Below are 16,835 nucleotides of genomic sequence, written 5' to 3'. Positions count from 1 at the left end.
GTTTGTCTGTCACCATTCCCCGAGGACAGCTCTCCGCGAGCGGTCCTCGTGTGCAGAGTTGCGACCAGGGTTGGGGTTTCCCCGCTCGAACAGAGTTGAGAGCTCGGGGAAGGATGGGACCGCGCAGTGCGGGGCTACGAAAGCCAGGAGAGCCACCGAGCTGAAGACGACCATCTCTCGCGGTTCGAAGCCGAGATGGACCGGCTGAGGACCGACCGGGAGAAGGCCGTCCAGCACGCCGAGGACCTCGGTTACCAGGTCGAGGTCTTGCGCGCCAAGCTGCACGAGGCGCGGCGCAGTCTGGCGACCCGTCCCGCCTACGACAGCGCGGACATGGGCTACCAGGCCGAGCAGATGCTGCGGAACGCGCAGATCCAGGCCGAGCAGCTGCGCAGCGACGCCGAGCGCGAGCTGCGCGAGGCGCGGGCCCAGACGCAGCGCATCCTCCAGGAGCACGCCGAGCATCAGGCGCGCCTCCAGGCGGAGTTGCACAACGAAGCCGTCCAGCGCAGGCAGCAGCTCGACCAGGAGCTGGCCGAGCGCCGGCAGACCGTCGAGTCGCACGTCAACGAGAACGTCGCCTGGGCCGAGCAGCTGCGGGCCCGCACCGAGTCGCAGGCCCGCCGGCTGCTGGACGAGTCCCGCGCCGAGGCCGAGCAGGCGCTGGCCGCCGCCCGGGCCGAGACCGAGCGGCTGGCGCAGGAGACCCGGCAGCGCGTCGGCTCGGAGGCCGAGAGCGCCCGGGCCGAGGCCGAGGCGATCCTGCTGCGCGCCCGCAAGGACGCCGAGCGCATGCTCGGTGCCGCCTCCGCGCAGGCCCAGGAGGCCACCAGCCACGCGGAGCAGCTGCGCTCCAGCACCACGGCGGAGACCTCGCAGACCCGCCAGCAGACGGCCGAGCTGAACCGGGCCGCCGAGCAGCGGGTGCAGGAGGCCGAGACCCGGCTGCGGGAATCCCGGCTCGAGGCCGAGAAGGTCCTCGCCGAGGCGAAGGACGCGGCCGCCAAGAAGCTGGCCGCCGCCGAGTCGCAGAACGAGCAGCGCACCCGTACGGCCAAGTCGGAGATCGCCCGGCTGGTCGGCGAGGCCACCAAGAGCGCCGAGACGCTCAAGGAGGAGGCCGAGCAGGCCCTCGCCGACGCCCGGGCCGAGGCCGACCGGCTGGTCGCGGAGGCGGCCGAGAAGGCCCGTACGGCAGCCGCCGAGGACGCCGCCGCCCAGCTCGCCAAGGCCGCCCGCTCCGCCGAGGAGGTCCTCACCAAGGCCTCCGAGGACGCGCGGTCCACGACGAAGGCGGCGAGCGAGGAGGCCGAGCGGATCCGCCGCGAGGCGGAGGCCGAGGCGGACCGGCTGCGCGGCGAGGCCGCCGAGCAGGCCGACGAGCTCAAGGGCGCGGCCAAGGACGACACCAAGGAGTACCGGGCCAAGACGGTCGAGCTCCAGGAGGAGGCCCGCCGGCTGCGCGGCGAGGCCGAGCAGCTGCGCTCCGAGGCGGTCGCCGAGGGCGAGCGGATCCGGGGTGAGGCCCGCCGCGAGGCGGTCCAGCAGCTGGAGGAGGGCGCCCGCAAGGCGGAGGAGCTGCTGACCGAGGCGCGCTCCGACGCGGACGAGCTGCGCACCAAGGCGAACGGCGAGAGCGAGCGCATCCGCGCCGAGGCCGCCGAGCGCGCGGCGACCCTGCGCAAGCAGGCCGAGGAGACGCTGGAGCGCACCCGCGCCGAGGCGGACAAGCTGCGGGCCGAGGCCGAGGAGCAGGCGGCGGCCACCACCGCCGAGGCCGAGCGGGGAGCCGCCGAGCTGCGCGAGGAGACCGAGCGCGCGGTCGCCGCCCGGCAGGCCGAGGCCGCCGACGAGCTGAACCGGCTGCACACCGAGGCCGAGGCCCGGCTCGCCGGTGCCGAGGAGGCGCTCGGTGAGGCGCGTACGGAGGCGGAGCGGCTCCGCCGCGAGACGGCCGAAGAGGCCGAGCGGCAGCGCGCCGAGGCCGCCGAGCGCGTCCGTACGCTGACCGAGCAGGCCGAGGCGGAGGCCGAGCGGCTCCGTGACGAGGCCGCGGCGGACGCCTCGCAGTCGCGTGCCGAGGGCGAGAACATCGCCGTACGGCTGCGGAGCGAGGCGGCAGCCGAGGCCGAGCGGCTGAAGACCGAGGCGCAGGAGACCGCCGACCGGGTCCGCGCGGAGGCGGCTGCTGCCGCCGAGCGGGTCGGCGCCGAGGCGGCCGAGGCGCTGGAGGCCGCGCAGGAGGAGGCCACGCGCCGTCGCCGGGAGGCCGAGGAGATCCTCGGTGCGGCCCGGGGCGAGGCCGGCCAGGAGCGCGAGCGGGCCCGCGAGCAGAGCGAGGAGCTGCTGGCCTCCGCCCGCAAGCGGGTGGAGGAGGCGCAGGCCGAGGCGCAGCGGCTGGTCGCGGAGGCGGACGCCCGCGCGACCGAGCTGGTCTCGGCGGCCGAGCAGACCGCCCAGCAGGTACGCGACTCCGTCTCCGGGCTGCAGGAGCAGGCCGAGGAGGAGATCGCCGGGCTGCGCTCGACGGCGGAGCATGCCGCGGAGCGCACCCGCAACGAGGCGCAGGAGGAGGCGGACCGGGTCCGCGCCGACGCGCACGCCGAGCGGGACCGCGCCTCCGAGGACGCGAGCCGGCTGCGCCAGGAGGCGAACGAGGACGCGACCCGGCTCCGCCAGGAGGCCCACGAGGAGACCGAGGCCGCCAAGACGCTGGCCGAGCGGACGGTCTCCGAGGCGATCACCGAGTCCGAGCGGCTGCGCGCGGACACCTCGGAGTACAGCCAGCGGGTGCGTACGGAGGCGTCCGACGCCCTCGCGTCGGCGGAGCAGGACGCGTCGAAGGCCCGGGCCGAGGCCCGGCAGGACGCCAACCGGATCCGTTCGGAGGCGGCGGCCCAGGCGGACCGGCTCATCGGTGAGTCGACGACCGAGAGCGAGCGGATCCGCAACGAGGCGGCCCAGTCGTCCGAGCAGCTCGTCGTGGAGGCCACCACCGAGGCCAACCGGCGCCGCAAGGACGCGAACGAGCAGGCCGACCGGCTGCTGGCCGAGGCCACCGAGGAGGCCGAGCGGCTCCGTACGGAGGCGGCCGAGCACCTCGGCTCCGCGCAGGAGCACGCCGCCCGCACCCGCGAGGAGGCCGAACGGCTGCGTGCGGACGCGGAGTCGGCGGCCGAAACCCTGCGCTCCGAGGCGCGCGGCGAGGCGGACCGGCTGCTGGACGAGGCGCGCGAGGCGGCGGCCAAGCGCCGGGCGGACGCGGCGGAGCAGGCGGACCAGCTCATCAACAAGGCCCGCGAGGAGGCGCTGCGTACGGCCACCGAGGCCGAGACCCAGGCCGACACGATGGTCGGAGCGGCCCGCAAGGAGGCCGAGCGCATCACCTCCGAGGCGACGGTCGAGGGCAACACCCTGGTGGAACGCTCCCGTACGGACGCCGACGAGCTGCTGGTCGGCGCCCGGCGCGACGCGACCCAGATCCGGGAGCGGGCCGAGGAGCTGCGGGCCCGGCTGGAGAGCGAGATCGAGGAGCTCCACGAGCGGGCCCGCCGCGAGACGTCCGAGCAGATGAAGACCGCCGGCGAGCGCGTCGACAACCTGATGAAGGCGGCGACCGAGCAGCGCGACGAGGCCGAGGCGAAGGCCAAGGAGCTGATCGCGGAGGCCAACTCGGAGGCGAGCAAGGTCCGGATCGCCGCGGTGAAGCGGGCCGAGTCGCTGCTGAAGGAGGCCGAGACGAAGAAGGCCGGGCTGGTCCGCGAGGCGGAGAAGCTGCGGGCGGACGCGGCGGCCGAGGCGGAGAAGACGGTCGCCGAGGGCAAACGCGAGCTGGACGTCCTGGTGCGCAGGCGCGAGGACATCAATACGGAGATCTCCCGTGTCCAGGACGTGCTGGAGGCGTTGGAGTCTTTCGAGACTCCGGGCGGCGGCGCGAAACCGGTGCCCGGTCCGTCGGGCGGCGGCAAGGCCCCCGCCGCGGCGGGCACGCGCTCGGGGGGCAAGTCCTCGGAGCGGTAGCGGTCGTACGGGAGGCGACGCGGGAACGTACGGGGGACAGCAGACGTACGGGGGAGAACAGAACGGGATGTCCGGGGACAGCAGGCGTTCGGGGGCGCATGCTCGTCATGGACATTCAACCCTTCGAGTGGCAAGCACTCCGGGGGTCAGCCACTCAAAAGGGGTGTCATTCTCCAGATCAAACCAGTATCTGCACGCTGACACGCCGCTATGGCCCCTAGGATTCCCCTATCACCTCACCGGTCTCATTCGACAGGAACCCCATGAGTGACCCTTCCTCCCCCTTCGGCTTCGAGCTCGTGCGACGTGGTTACGACCGCGGTCAGGTGGACGACCGCATTACCAAGCTCGTCGCCGACCGTGATAGTGCCCTGGCCCGCATCACATCTCTGGAAAAGCGCATCGAGGAGCTCCACCTCGAAACGCAGAACGCCCAGGCCCAGGTGAACGACGCCGAGCCGTCGTACGCCGGGCTCGGTGCGCGCGTCGAGAAGATTCTCCGCCTCGCCGAGGAGGAGGCCAAGGACCTGCGTGAGGAGGCCCGTCGGGCCGCCGAGCAGCACCGCGAGCTGGCCGAGTCGGCCGCCCAGCAGGTGCGCAACGACGCCGAGTCCTTCGCGGCCGAGCGCAAGTCGAAGGCCGAGGACGAGGGCGTCCGCATCGTCGAGAAGGCCCAGGGCGAGGCGAACACGCTCCGCTCCGACGCCCAGAAGGACGCCCAGCAGAAGCGCGAGGAGGCCGACGCCCTCTTCGAGGAGACCCGCGCCAAGGCCGCGCAGGCCGCCGCCGACTTCGAGACGAACCTCGCCAAGCGGCGCGAGCAGTCGGAGCGCGACCTCGCGTCCCGTCAGGCCAAGGCCGAGAAGCGCCTCGCCGAGATCGAGCACCGCGCCGAGCAGCTCCGCCTGGAGGCCGAGAAGCTCCGTACGGACGCCGAGCGCCGGGCCCGTCAGACGGTGGAGACCGCGCAGCGCCAGGCCGAGGACATCGTGGCCGACGCCAACGCCAAGGCCGACCGGATCCGCAGCGAGTCCGAGCGCGAGCTGGCGGCGCTCACCAACCGCCGCGACTCCATCAACGCGCAGCTGACCAACGTCCGCGAGATGCTGGCGACGCTGACCGGTGCCGCGGTGGCCGCCGCCGGCTCCCCGGTGGACGACGAGCCCGCCCAGCGCGGTGTTCCGGCCCAGCAGACCCGCTGATTCCCGGAGCGGTTCCTTCCGCGCGCCCGGTTCCGCCTTTGTGGTGGCGCCGGGCGCGCGGCCGTTCTAGCGTGGGCGCATGATCGAGCTCGAGGGACTGACCAAACGCTTCGGCAGCAAGGTTGCCGTCGACCACCTGACGTGCCAGATCAGACCGGGCATGGTGACCGGCTTTCTGGGCCCCAACGGGGCAGGCAAATCCACCACGATGCGGATGATGCTCGATCTGGACAACCCGACCAGCGGTACGGTGCGCATCGACGGCAAGCCGTACCACGAGTTGCAGGAACCGCTGAAGTACATCGGGGCGCTGCTCGACGCCAAGTCGATGAACGGCGGCCGCAGCGCGTACAACAACCTGCTCTGCCTGGCGCAGAGCAACCGCATCCCGAGCAGCCGGGTCGCCGAGGTGCTCGACACCGTCGGCCTGAGCGCGGTCGCGAAGAAGAAGTCCAAGGGCTTCTCGCTCGGCATGGGCCAGCGCCTCGGTATCGCCTCGGCGCTGCTGGGCGATCCGCGGATCCTGATGTTCGACGAGCCGGTCAACGGCCTTGACCCCGAGGGCATCCACTGGATCCGCAACCTGATGAAGACGCTGGCCGCCGATGGCCGGACCATCTTCGTCTCCTCGCACCTGATGAGCGAAATGGCGCTGACGGCTGACCATTTGATCGTGATCGGCCAGGGCAAGCTGCTCGCCGACACCTCGATGGCGGACTTCATCCAGGAGAACTCCCGCAGTTACGTACGGCTGCGCTCGCCGCAGCAGGAGCGGCTGCGGGACGTGCTGCACCAGGAGGGGTTCACCGCCGTGGAGGCGGACGGCGGCACGCTGGAGATCGACGGCGCGACCACCGAGGAGCTCGGTGAACTGGCCGCCCGTCACCAGGTGGTGCTGCACGAACTGAGCGCGCAGCGGGCCTCGTTGGAGGAGGCGTTCATGCAGATGACCGCCGGCTCCGTGGAGTACCACGCGCACTCCGGACCGGGCGGGGCCCAACCTCCGCCGGCCGTGGACGCGGGCGCGGGCTGGGGCGAGGGCTGGCAGAAGCCGGGCGGGACCACCGCTCCCGGATCCATCGACGGCACCGAGAACAAGGGGGCCTGACGACGATGGCTTCGGTACCCGCGGTCCTCAACTCCGAGTGGACCAAGATCCGTACGGTCTCCTCCACCACCTGGACGCTCATCATCGCGTTCGTCGTCACGGTCGCCATGGGCGCGGGCGTGAGCGCCTTGGTGAACACCACGTTCGACGACTTCTCCGAGGCGGAGCGGCTCACCTTCGACCCGACGCTCATCAGCTTCTCCGGGACGGTCCTGGGCCAGCTCGCGATGATCGTGTTCGGCGTGCTCGTGGTCGGTACGGAGTACAGCTCCGGCATGATCCGCACCTCGCTGGCGGCCGTGCCGCAGCGCGGCACCCTCCTCTTCAGCAAGATCACGGTGGCCGGCGTGCTGGCCCTCGCCGTCGGCCTGCTCACCAGCTTCGTCTCGTTCCTCCTCAGCCAGGCCGTGCTGGGCGACCGGGGCACCGACCTCGGTGAGGAGAACGTGCTGCGGGCGGTCATCGGCGCCGGGCTCTACATGGGGCTGATCGCCATCTTCTCCATGGGCGTCACGGCGATGCTGCGCAGTCCCATGCTGTCGATGGGCATCCTGATCCCGTTCTTCCTGCTGATCTCCAACATCCTGACCGCGGTGCCGTACGCCAAGGACGTCATCCGCTACTTCCCCGACCAGGCCGGGGCGAGGATCATGCAGGTCGTCCCGGAGGCGATGGGCAGCGATCCGTCGCCGTACGGGCCGTGGGCCGGTATGGCGATCATGGTCGGCTGGGTGGCGGCGGCGGTGCTCGGCGGCTACCTGGTGCTGAAGAACCGGGACGCGTAGCCCCCGTAACGGACCGCTCGCAGGCTGTGCGGAACTTGGCCGGAACCGTCAGGCCCTGGTTATCCTCCTAACTCTTACGGGGGTGTGCGGCCTGGCGGCCCGAGCCCCGAACGACAGAGTGAGTCGATGGGGCTGGAGAATGATCGAGGCAGTCGGCCTGACCAAGCGCTACGGCGCGAAGACGGCCGTGGACGACCTTTCCTTCCAGGTGCGGCCGGGGGCCGTCACCGGCTTCCTCGGTCCCAACGGGTCGGGCAAATCCACGACCATGCGGATGATTCTCGGCCTGGACCGGCCGACGGCGGGCCATGTGACGATCGGCGGGCACCCGTACCGGAGCCTGCCGAACGCGCCGCGCCAGGTCGGTGCGCTGCTGGACGCCAAGGCGGTGCACGGCGGCCGGACCGCCCGCACGCATCTGCTGTCGCTGGCCCAGCTCGCCGGGATCCCGGCCCGGCGGGTGGACGAGGTGCTGGGCGTCGTCGGGCTCCAGGACGTCGCCAAGCGCCGCTCCAGCGGCTTCTCGCTCGGCATGGGGCAGCGCCTCGGCATCGCCGCGGCGCTGCTCGGCGACCCGCAGGTGCTGCTCTTCGACGAGCCGGTCAACGGTCTCGACCCGGAGGGCATCCACTGGGTCCGCAACCTGATGAAGACGCTGGCGGCCGAGGGACGCACGGTCTTCGTCTCGTCGCACCTGATGAGCGAGATGGCTCTCACCGCCGACCACCTGATCGTGATCGGGCGCGGCCGGCTGCTCTCCGACATGAGCGTCACCGACTTCATCTCGGCGAACTCCGCCGACTTCGCCCGGGTCCGGGTCCCCGACAACGCCCCGGAGGAGCGGGAGAAGCTCACGTCCTCGCTCATCGAGGCGGGCGGCAGCGTGATGTCCGAGCCGGACGGCGCCCTGCGCGTCACCGGCCTCCCGCTGCCGAGGATCAGCGACCTGGCCCACGGCGCCGACGTACGGCTCTGGGAGCTGTCGCCGCACCGGGCCTCGCTGGAGGAGGCGTACATGCGGATGACGCAAGGCGTCGTGGACTACCGCTCGACGGACGACGCCAAGGCGGGGCTCCTGGAGCCTGCGCAGGGGCCGTACGGGGACGCTCAGGGCGGTTACGGGGCCGGGCCCGGCTACGGGCAGCCCGAGCCGGCGCACGCCCCGCAGCAGAGCTGGTACGCCCCGCCGCCGCCCGGACAGAACCCGTACGCGACCCCGGCCCCGGCCGCCGCACCCGCACCCGCACCCGTCCCCTCCCCCGCCGCCGGGGACCAGACCAGCGAGGACCCCCGATGACGACGCCGGCCGCCGAGCAGGCCCACCAGCAGCCCGGGCAGCCGGGCGGCCCGCTGGGGTACTACGAGTCGCCCATCCCGATCCGGCAGGCCACGCTCGGCGACGCGATCGCCTCGGAGTGGACGAAGATCCGTTCCGTCCGCTCCACGCTCTGGACGCTCGGCGTGATGATCGTGCTGATGGTGGCGATCGGGCTGATGTCCGCGCTGCTGGTCTCCGCCGCCGGCACCGACCTGGCCGGCGAGCCGGTCGTGGCGCTCGGCTTCTTCGGGGTGCTGCTGGGCTCGATCTGTGTGATCACCCTCGGTGTGCTGACCATCGGCTCCGAGTACAGCACCGGCATGATCCGTACGACGCTGACGGCCTGTCCCAGCCGGGCCCGGGTGCTCACGGCGAAGGCCGTCGTCTTCTTCCTGCTCGCCTTCACCATCACCACCGTGACCGCCACGGTCGTCGCGGTGGCGCAGACGGCGATCCTCGGCGCGGGGGTCGACTCCGGCTCGGTCTGGCTGCGCGCCACCGTCGGCGTCGGGCTCTACATCGCGGCGCTCGGGCTGGTGTCGCTGGCCATCGGCGCGATCATCCGGCACTCGGCGGGCGCCATCACGGTCATGATCGCCGTGGTGCTGCTGCCGCTGGTCCTCGCGATGTTCATGTTCTCCGACAGCCTGCGCGAACTGCAGCGCTTCCTCTTCGAGTACTCGATCCCGAACCAGCTCGGCGCGCTGTACGGCACGGCGGTCACCGACTCCGGCCCGTCCGGCTGGGAGCCGCTGCTGCTGATGCTGGGCGTCGCGGCCGTGGCGATGGGCGGCGCCTACCTGGCGCTGGACCGGCGCGACGTCTGAGACGGCGTAACTGAGCCGGCGTTCCGAGACGGTGTACGGAAGCGGCGTCCGAGGCGAGGCCGCGTACGGGCCTCAGTGACGCGGCGCGTTCCTGGACCGCTGCACCCGTGTGGTGCGGCGGTCCTTCGCGTTCCAGCAGGCCTTGTGCCAGTGCCTGCGGTCGTCGATGCCGCCGAACTCGGGCCAGGCGACGAGGTGCGGGACGCCGGAGGGGATCTCCTGGTCGCAGCCCGGGCAGCGGTACCGCTTGCCCTGCGCGCTCGCGCCGCTCACCGGGCGGACCGACCACTCCTCGCCCTGCCAGCTCTCGGTGGCCCCTCCCCCGCCGTACCGCCCCAGCGCCGTACCGGGATGGTCGTCGGGACTCTCGCCGCCACGGGGGCGGTTACGGCGCGGGGACACAGGACACCTCACGGGGGCGGCACGGGCACGTTGTGCTCCCAGCCTAGAGGCTGGCGCCGGGGGCAGGTGCCGGGTCGGGAGGGGCGGGGCGGTCCGGCGCGGTCCGGTGCGATCGGGCACCGTCGGGCACAGGAGTGAGTTAGCGGAAAATCGCAACAACTTCGCGCCGGACCGTGCCTTTGGCACGTGTCAGACGTTGGTGCCAGTGGGGGAGACACGCGTCGGCCGCGAGGAGGCAACACGCGATGCGCATCGGAACGTTCGTTCTGGCAGCTCAGTTCCCGGGCCAGGGACCGGGCGAGGCCCTGCACCGGGCCGTCCGGTCCGCCGAGGCGGCGGAGGAGTCCGGGCTCGACTCGGTCTGGCTCGCCGAGCACCACTTCGTGCCGTACGGAGCCTGCCCGTCCGCCACCACGCTGGCCGCGCTGCTGCTCGGCCGGACCCGGCGGATCCGGGTCGGCACCGCCGTCAGCGTGCTGCCCAACCACCACCCGGTCGCGCTCGGCGAGCAGGCCGCGCTGCTCCATCTGACCAGCGGCGGACGGTTCTCGCTCGGGGTGGGCCGGGGCGGGCCGTGGGTGGACCTGGAGGTCTTCGGCGGCGGACTCGACGCGTACGAGAACGGCTTCCCGGAGGCGCTGGAGCTGCTGCTCGACTGGCTGCGGGAGCCGCGGGTCGCCGGGCGCGGGGAGCGGTTCGGCTTCCGCGAGGTGGCGGTGGTGCCGCGCGCGGACGAGCTGTTGGCCGACGGCTCGGCGGAGGGTCCCGAGGTGATCGTGGCGTGCACCTCGCCGAAGACCGTGCGGCTCGCGGCGGCCCGGGCGCTGCCGATGCTGCTCGGCATGCACTGCGGGGACGAGGAGAAGGCGGAGATGGTCGCCCTGTGGCGTACGGCGGCGCGGGAGGCCGGACATCCGCCGGACGTGGTCGAGCGGGCCGCACATGTGTCCGCCGGGGTGGCCCAGATCGCGGACGGGCCCGGCGAGGCGGCGGAGACGCTGGTGAAGACGATGCCCGGCTGGCTGCGCCAGGGGCTGGACGCGCATGTCACGGTCGACGACCGGCACCGCGTGATGCGGGACCCGGTGGCGTACGCGGAGCTGCTCTGCGGGCTGCATCCGGTGGGCCCGCCGAAGCTGGCCGCCGACCGGCTCGCGGCCACGGCCGAGCGGACCGGCATCACCCGCTTCGCGCTCCTGGTGGAGGGGTCGGGCGATCTGGCGGCGACCGAGGAGAACGTACGGCGGCTGGGCGCGGACGTGCTGCCGCTGCTCATCTGACCTGCGCCTGTACATGGAGGAGATGACCTCGCGTGGAGCGTGGAGCGTGATGCGGTGGTACGTGGTGCGGTGGTACGGGAGCTGCCGCCCCGGAGCCAGTTGCACCTCCCGCGGCCCGAAGCGGCAGCAGAAGCGTTCAGCAGTCCCGTAGTTCGGGCGACTGGTTGAGCAACTGGCCCCTCACCGAGGTGAACTTGGCCAGCCGGTCGTCGACCGAGGCGTCCAGCGGGAACACCGCGACGCGGTGGCAGTTCTGGAAGGCGATACGCACTCCGAAGTGCCGCTGGAGCGCGCCGCGTATCGCATCACTGGCGAGCGCACGCAGCAGCTGACCACGTGCCTGCTCGTCCGGCGGCGGCGTCTGGTTGTCGGCGAACTGACCGCCGTCCACCTTCAGCTGAGCCACCAGCGAGCTGATCATCTCCCACGCGAAAGGCAGGGAGGTCCGGACGCAGTCGACGAAGTCGGCTTCGTCGACCTCGCCTCGCTCGGCCTGTTCCAACAGCGCCGGTGAGACGTCGAGCGACATGGGTTCTCCTCTCGCGACCCCGGACGGTGACCGGGGCCTTACGGGCAGGGAAGAAGGGCGACGACGCAGCGTGCACGGGCGGCGACCTCCTGCATCCACGTTAAGCGCGCAGTGCAGGCCGCACCAGGAGATTGGGAACACAACCGGCCACCGAGCAAGAGGCGCAAAGAGGGGCAAGCCCCCTGCGCGTCTCCGCACTGGGGAGCGAGTGACAGGGGTGGACGGATGGGGAAATCGCGCCGGGCCCCCGTCGTCGAGTAGCGTTGCCGACCATGCGTCTCGTCATCGCCCGTTGCTCCGTCGACTACGCGGGCCGGCTCACAGCCCACCTGCCCTCCGCCCCCCGTCTGATCCTGGTGAAGGCGGACGGCAGCGTCTCGATCCACGCCGACGACCGGGCGTACAAACCGCTCAACTGGATGTCGCCGCCGTGCACCCTGAAGGAGGGCGTCGGCGAGGAGGCGGGCGTCTGGACCGTGGTGAACAAGGCGGGCGAAAAACTGATCATCACGATGGAGGAAATCCTCCACGACTCCTCGTACGAGCTGGGTGTCGACCCGGGGCTGATCAAGGACGGTGTCGAGGCGCACCTCCAGGAGCTGCTCGCCGACCGCATCGAGATCCTCGGCGAGGGCCACACCCTGATCCGCCGTGAGTACCCCACCGCCATCGGCCCGGTGGACATCCTCTGCCGCGACGCGAACGGCGGGACGGTCGCGGTGGAGCTGAAGCGGCGCGGAGACATCGACGGCGTGGAGCAGCTGACCCGCTATCTGGAGCTGCTCAACCGCGACCCGCATCTCGCGCCGGTCAAGGGCGTCTTCGCGGCCCAGGAGATCAAGCCGCAGGCGCGGGTGCTGGCGACCGACCGGGGCATCGGCTGCCTGGTCCTCGACTACGACGCGATGCGCGGCATCGAGGACGACAAACTGCGCCTGTTCTGACCCACCGTCCGTCCACGGCCGGGTGTCCCGTCGCGGGGCACCCGGCTTCCGTGTGTCAGGCCGCGGCCTCGGTGGGGTCGTCGCTCTCGGCCGGGGCCTCGGTGGTCGCCGTGGCGGTCGCCGTGGCAGTCGCCGACTCGGCGGGGCCGCTGGCGGAGGCGGAGGTGTCCGGCGGAGGCGGGCCCGGGTCCGGGGTCTCCGTGGGGGACGTCTCGGACGGGGTCGGATCCGGGTCCGGCTCCGACTCGGACGGCGTCACGGTCGGGCCGGTGCTCGTGGACTGCGAGGGCCTGGGCGAGCTCTTGGTCGGGGTGGGCTCCCCCGGGGTGCTGCTGCTCGGCCCGCTCGACGGCTCCCCCGTACCCGGTGAACTCCCGTCCGGCGACGAGGGGGCCGGGGACGGCGAGCCGGAGGTGGTGGGCGCGGCGGAGCTGGAGGCGCCCGGAGTGGCGGAGACCTCGTCGCCGGGGGCCCCGCCGTCCGGTGCGGGGACGTCGGCCGGCTCGTCGGCGGGGGTCTCGTCGTCCTCGGTGGACTCGGGGGACGACTGCTCGGTGGTGACGTTACGGCTGCCGCCCGGCTCCTCGGTGTCGCCCGCGGTGAGGCCGAGGGTGACGACGGTGCCGAGCACGGCGATGAGCAGCGCGCCCGCGCCCGCCGCGGCCAGGTTGCGCCGGGCGCCGCCGAGGACCGCGCGCCCGCCGCCCGCCTTCGGTGCGGCGGCCGGGAACGGGGCCACCACGGTCGGCTCCTCCTCGGCCGTCTGCCGGGTGAAGAGCGGCGCGGCCGGGAGGCCGAACGGCGGCGTACCGGCGAGGAGGTCATGGCGTACGGCGGGCACCTCGGCGGCCGCCTGGGGCCGGGCCGGAGGTGCGAAGCCGCCGGAGCGGTCCGCGACCAGGGCGAGGGCGCGGCGGCCGGCCACCGCGCCGGACTTGTCGGCGAGCGCGCCGCGCATGGAGATGGAGGTCTCCAGCTCCGTACGGGCCCGGTCGAGGTTGCCGGAGCAGAGCGCGAGGACGCCCAACTCGTGGTGGAAGTAGGCCTCTTCGGCGACCTCGCCGGCGATCCTGGCGGCCTCCTGGCCCGCCCTGAGCGCCTTCTCCCAGGCGCCCCAGCTCATCCCCGCCGCCAGCGCGGGAGCGGCGCTGCGGGCCAGCAGGACGGCCGCGCTGGCCTGGCCCGCCTCGCCGTCGGGCACCAGGCGGCCCATCGCGGCGACGATCGCGTCGGACTCGGCGACGGCCCGCTGCGGGGTGACCGAGGGGTGCGAGACCCACCAGGCGTAGTGCTGGGCGGCGGTACGGGCGTGGGCGGCGGCCTCCTCCGCGTACCCGCCGGCCTCCAGCTGGGCGAGGACACCGGCGGCGAGCCGGTAGCGCGGGCCCGCCGGGGAGAGCAGTCCGCAGCCGGCGAGTTCACCGAGGGCCGCGTCCGCGTGGGTGTCGCCCACGAGGGCCGGCAGATGGGCCTGGTGGGGCACCTCGCCGCCGAGCGCGACGGTGAAGCGCAGGGTCTCGCGGGCCGCCTCGCTGAGCCGGGAGGCGAGCAGGACGGCGGGCGCGGCCCCTTCGCCGAGGGAGGGCAGCGGCACGTCCAGGGTCTCGGCGGTGGGCGCTTCGGGGACCGGGGGCGCGTCACCCGGGCGTGGCTCGAAGTAGTCGTACTCGTCGAAGGCCGCGGGGTCCGTGTTGAGCCGGTCGCGCTGGCGCAGCAGCGATCCGGCCTGGACGAAGCGGAGCGGCAGCCCCTCGGACTCGAACCAGAGGTCGCCCGCCCAGTTCCGCTCGTCCTCGGTCAGCGGGCGCTCGACGACCTTGGCCAGCAGCTCCAGCGAGGCGGCGCGGCCGAGGCCGGCGAGAAGGACCTCCTCCAGGTGCGCGTCGACGCCGGGCGGGGTGAGGTCGGGCGTGGTGCCGAAGAGGAAGGCGCACTCGGGGGTGGCTTCCAGGAGTCCGTCGAGGGCCGCGCCGCCGATCTCCAGGTCGTCGACGATCACGACCGCGCCGACGGAGCGGACGAGGGCGAGCAGCTCCTCGGGGCCGGGGCGGTGCAGCGGGGCGTGGTGGATGGCGTCGAAGAGGCCGTACAGCAGGTCGGCGGCGGTGCGCCGGTGGCCGCTGAGGCGGACGACGCCGTCGGGGGCCAGGTCCGTGCAGTCGGCCGCGACGGCGTCGAGCAGCGCGGTGCGGCCGGAGCCGGCCTGGCCGGTGAGGCGGACGCTGCGGCCGCGGGCCAGCAGCGCCACCAGCCGCTCGCGCTCCTCCTGACGCTCCAGCAGCGGCAGCTGCGGGGCGGGCGGGCCCGCCGGGACGGGTGGTGCGCCGGCGCGCTCGTGGTCGGCGCGTTCGGCGGGGGTGCGGCGGACGGGCGGTTCGGGCTCGGCGCCGGGCGGGCAGGCCTCGACCTCGCTGCCGTCGACCGGGTTGACCGTGAGCAGGAGGTCGCCGACCGTGAGCTGGACGACGCGGGCCTGCTGCGGTGTCGGCTGGCCGAAGTCGGCGGCGTTGGACTCCCGGGACGGCCGGCGGCGGCCGTCGGACGGGTCGGAGCCGTCGGTGCCGTCGGAGGCGCCGGGGGTCCGCCCGTACTCTCCCGGCCCCTGGTGTGTCGGGTCCATCAACAAGTCCCCCAGACGCGTCGCGCTCGGTCAGTCCCTCCGGCCTCGCACGCCCCGCTGTCGCTTCCGGCCCGGTGTCTGTCTCGGGTGGGTGTCATGGGACAGACGGCCGAACCCTAGACCTTCGCACAGTATCCACGCACCGGCGGGGTGCCATGCCGTCCGGGACGTCACATTCCGGTGAGGATTGCGCGTCTTGCGCCCCACAGGTCCGTACGTACTCAGACGCGCGGCAGCGAGTCGGCGGCGATCCCGCCCTCGATCGCCAGGATGCGGTGCAGCCGGGTCGCCACCAGGAGGCGCTGCATCTGCGGCGGTACACCGCGCAGCACGAGACGGCGCCCGGCCCGGCCGGCTCTGCGGTGGGCCCCCATGATGACGCCGAGTCCGGTGGCGTCCCAGGAATTCAGCTCGGTCAGGTCCAGCACCAGATCGCCGGCTCCGTCGTCGACGGCCGAGTGCAGGACCGTACGGGCGTCCGCCGCGCTTCGGACGTCGAGGCGGCCCCCGACGACCAGCTCGGCGTGGTCGCCCCTGATATGCATATGCGCTCCCCTGCTGTTGCTCCGTAGCGAGGTCCGTCTGTCTGTTCTTCTCTTCCACAACTGACTGCCGCAGCGTCAGGGAAGTTGCCGTCTGTAAGCGAACCGATACCGAATTCACTCGGTGGAGTGACGCCGGTTCGCCGGAGACCGGATGCGGCCGGGTACACTCCCCGCCCCTCCGGCCCGCCCCGACAACGGCGGGCCGGAGGGGCGGGGACGCGGTCGGCGTCAGTACGTGTAGAAGCCCTGCCCGCTCTTGCGCCCGATGTCACCTGCGTCGACCATCCGGCGCATCAGCTCGGGGGCCGCGAACTTCTCGTCCTGCGACTCGGTGTAGATGTTGCCCGTGGCGTGGAGCAGGATGTCGACGCCGGTCAGGTCGGCGGTGGCGAGCGGGCCCATGGCGTGGCCGAAGCCGAGCTTGCAGGCGGTGTCGATGTCCTCGGCCGTGGCGACGCCCGACTCGTACAGCTTCGCGGCCTCGACGACGAGCGCCGAGATGAGCCGGGTGGTGACGAAGCCCGCCACATCGCGGTTGACGACGATGCAGGTCTTGCCGACCGACTCGGCGAACTCCCGCGCGGTGGCGAGGGTTTCGTCGCTGGTCTTGTAGCCGCGGACGAGTTCGCAGAGCTGCATCATCGGGACCGGCGAGAAGAAGTGCACGCCGACCACGCGCTCCGGACGCTCCGTCACGGCCGCGATCTTGGTGATCGGGATGGCGGAGGTGTTCGAGGCCAGCACGGTGTTCTCGCCGACGACCTTGTCCAGGGCGCGGAAGATCTCGTGCTTGACCTCCAGCTTCTCGAAGACCGCCTCCACCACGACGTCCACGTCCGCGACGGCGTCGAGGTCGGTGGTCGTGGTGATGCGGGCGAGTGCGGCCTCGGCGTCGGCCGCCTCCAGCTTCCCCTTGGCGACGAACTTGTCGTACGAGGCCTTGATGCCGTCCAGACCGCGGGTCAGCGCCGCGTCGGTGACATCCCGCAGCACGACGTCCCAGCCCGCCTGGGCGGAGACCTGCGCGATCCCGGATCCCATGAGTCCGGCACCGATGACGGCGAGCTTCCTGGCCACGTTCGCACCCCTTGTTCTCTGTCCGCCTCTGCGGCGTCTGTTCACGGCGGTTCACACTGCTCTCCGGCGGAGATTAGTACCCGCCGGGGGCGCTGTGGCCGTGAAGAGATGCGCGTCACGTCTCGAATGACGGACATCACACCGAGACGCGTCATTCGGCGCCACGCCGCGCCCAGTT

Annotated in this window: 13 protein-coding genes; 8 read left to right on the top strand and 5 right to left on the bottom strand. The window is 72.7% G+C overall.

The annotated features are described in order from the left end of the window. Positions 1 to 126: 126 nt before the first annotated feature. The 6 genes from scy to ACQP09_RS25245 all read left to right on the top strand — a co-directional run bounded on the left by scy (position 127) and on the right by ACQP09_RS25245 (position 9,260). Complete coding sequence (gene scy / locus ACQP09_RS25270; protein ID WP_433403398.1) at positions 127 to 4,020, top strand: polarized growth protein Scy; 3,894 nt, start codon at positions 127 to 129, stop codon at positions 4,018 to 4,020. A gap of 263 nt (positions 4,021 to 4,283) precedes the next feature. Beyond that, positions 4,284 to 5,222: a cellulose-binding protein gene (locus ACQP09_RS25265; protein ID WP_018509889.1), complete on the top strand. Its 939-nt coding sequence runs from the start codon at positions 4,284 to 4,286 to the stop codon at positions 5,220 to 5,222. A gap of 79 nt (positions 5,223 to 5,301) precedes the next feature. Beyond that, on the top strand, positions 5,302 to 6,330 hold the full coding sequence (locus ACQP09_RS25260; protein WP_433403394.1) for an ABC transporter ATP-binding protein: 1,029 nt from the start codon (positions 5,302 to 5,304) through the stop codon (positions 6,328 to 6,330). 5 nt (positions 6,331 to 6,335) lie between these two features. Then, positions 6,336 to 7,115 carry an ABC transporter permease subunit gene (locus tag ACQP09_RS25255; RefSeq protein ID WP_433403391.1) on the top strand — a complete coding sequence of 260 codons (780 nt, stop codon included), beginning with the start codon at positions 6,336 to 6,338 and terminating at the stop codon, positions 7,113 to 7,115. A gap of 139 nt (positions 7,116 to 7,254) precedes the next feature. After that, positions 7,255 to 8,412, top strand: coding sequence for an ABC transporter ATP-binding protein (locus ACQP09_RS25250; RefSeq protein WP_433403389.1), 1,158 nt, complete (start codon positions 7,255 to 7,257; stop codon positions 8,410 to 8,412). Next, a complete protein-coding gene (locus ACQP09_RS25245) occupies positions 8,409 to 9,260 on the top strand; it encodes an ABC transporter permease subunit (RefSeq protein WP_433403386.1) in 852 nt (283 codons plus the stop codon). The genes ACQP09_RS25250 and ACQP09_RS25245 overlap by 4 nt, the downstream gene beginning before the upstream one ends. A 72-nt stretch (positions 9,261 to 9,332) precedes the next feature. Here ACQP09_RS25245 and ACQP09_RS25240 read toward each other — a convergent pair whose 3' ends face one another. After that, positions 9,333 to 9,662, bottom strand: a complete 330-nt coding sequence (locus ACQP09_RS25240) for an ATP/GTP-binding protein (protein WP_404059555.1) — start codon at positions 9,660 to 9,662, stop codon at positions 9,333 to 9,335. 245 nt (positions 9,663 to 9,907) lie between these two features. Between ACQP09_RS25240 and ACQP09_RS25235 the strand changes: the two genes are divergently transcribed. Beyond that, a complete protein-coding gene (locus ACQP09_RS25235) occupies positions 9,908 to 10,942 on the top strand; it encodes an LLM class flavin-dependent oxidoreductase (RefSeq protein WP_432149699.1) in 1,035 nt (344 codons plus the stop codon). Between the two features lie 136 nt (positions 10,943 to 11,078). On the opposite strand, the gene ACQP09_RS25230 is transcribed toward ACQP09_RS25235, so the two are convergent. Next, complete coding sequence (locus ACQP09_RS25230; protein ID WP_003966234.1) at positions 11,079 to 11,471, bottom strand: SCO5389 family protein; 393 nt, start codon at positions 11,469 to 11,471, stop codon at positions 11,079 to 11,081. A gap of 272 nt (positions 11,472 to 11,743) precedes the next feature. Here ACQP09_RS25230 and nucS point away from each other — a divergent pair, with 272 nt between their 5' ends. After that, entirely contained in the window at positions 11,744 to 12,415 is a 672-nt protein-coding gene (gene nucS / locus ACQP09_RS25225) for an endonuclease NucS (RefSeq protein WP_432149700.1), read from the top strand. A gap of 55 nt (positions 12,416 to 12,470) precedes the next feature. On the opposite strand, the gene ACQP09_RS25220 is transcribed toward nucS, so the two are convergent. From ACQP09_RS25220 to ACQP09_RS25210, 3 genes are all read right to left on the bottom strand, one after another. Next, positions 12,471 to 15,035, bottom strand: coding sequence for an ATP-binding protein (locus tag ACQP09_RS25220; protein WP_433403382.1), 2,565 nt, complete (start codon positions 15,033 to 15,035; stop codon positions 12,471 to 12,473). A gap of 221 nt (positions 15,036 to 15,256) precedes the next feature. Then, positions 15,257 to 15,580: an STAS domain-containing protein gene (locus ACQP09_RS25215; RefSeq protein WP_018492200.1), complete on the bottom strand. Its 324-nt coding sequence runs from the start codon at positions 15,578 to 15,580 to the stop codon at positions 15,257 to 15,259. A gap of 228 nt (positions 15,581 to 15,808) precedes the next feature. Beyond that, complete coding sequence (locus ACQP09_RS25210; protein WP_432149702.1) at positions 15,809 to 16,657, bottom strand: 3-hydroxyacyl-CoA dehydrogenase family protein; 849 nt, start codon at positions 16,655 to 16,657, stop codon at positions 15,809 to 15,811. Positions 16,658 to 16,835 lie beyond the last annotated feature (178 nt).

The sequence above is a fragment of the Streptomyces sp. CA-146814 genome (assembly GCF_050942385.1).
In the GTDB taxonomy this organism is placed as follows: Bacteria; Actinomycetota; Actinomycetes; order Streptomycetales; family Streptomycetaceae; genus Streptomyces.
Note: the sequence above shows the minus strand (reverse complement) of the source record. Positions and strands in the feature narration are given on the sequence as shown.

Bases quoted from the DNA above. Each gene is read 5' to 3' on its own strand.
- ACQP09_RS25255 (WP_433403391.1), top strand. From the start codon at position 6,336: ATGGCTTCGGTACCCGCGGTCCTCAACTCCGAGTGGACCAAGATCCGT.
- ACQP09_RS25245 (WP_433403386.1), top strand. From the start codon at position 8,409: ATGACGACGCCGGCCGCCGAGCAGGCCCACCAGCAGCCCGGGCAGCCG.
- ACQP09_RS25235 (WP_432149699.1), top strand. From the start codon at position 9,908: ATGCGCATCGGAACGTTCGTTCTGGCAGCTCAGTTCCCGGGCCAGGGA.
- ACQP09_RS25265 (WP_018509889.1), top strand. From the start codon at position 4,284: ATGAGTGACCCTTCCTCCCCCTTCGGCTTCGAGCTCGTGCGACGTGGT.
- ACQP09_RS25220 (WP_433403382.1), bottom strand. From the start codon at position 15,035: ATGGACCCGACACACCAGGGGCCGGGAGAGTACGGGCGGACCCCCGGC.
- ACQP09_RS25230 (WP_003966234.1), bottom strand. From the start codon at position 11,471: ATGTCGCTCGACGTCTCACCGGCGCTGTTGGAACAGGCCGAGCGAGGC.
- ACQP09_RS25215 (WP_018492200.1), bottom strand. From the start codon at position 15,580: ATGCATATCAGGGGCGACCACGCCGAGCTGGTCGTCGGGGGCCGCCTC.
- nucS (WP_432149700.1), top strand. From the start codon at position 11,744: ATGCGTCTCGTCATCGCCCGTTGCTCCGTCGACTACGCGGGCCGGCTC.
- ACQP09_RS25250 (WP_433403389.1), top strand. From the start codon at position 7,255: ATGATCGAGGCAGTCGGCCTGACCAAGCGCTACGGCGCGAAGACGGCC.
- ACQP09_RS25260 (WP_433403394.1), top strand. From the start codon at position 5,302: ATGATCGAGCTCGAGGGACTGACCAAACGCTTCGGCAGCAAGGTTGCC.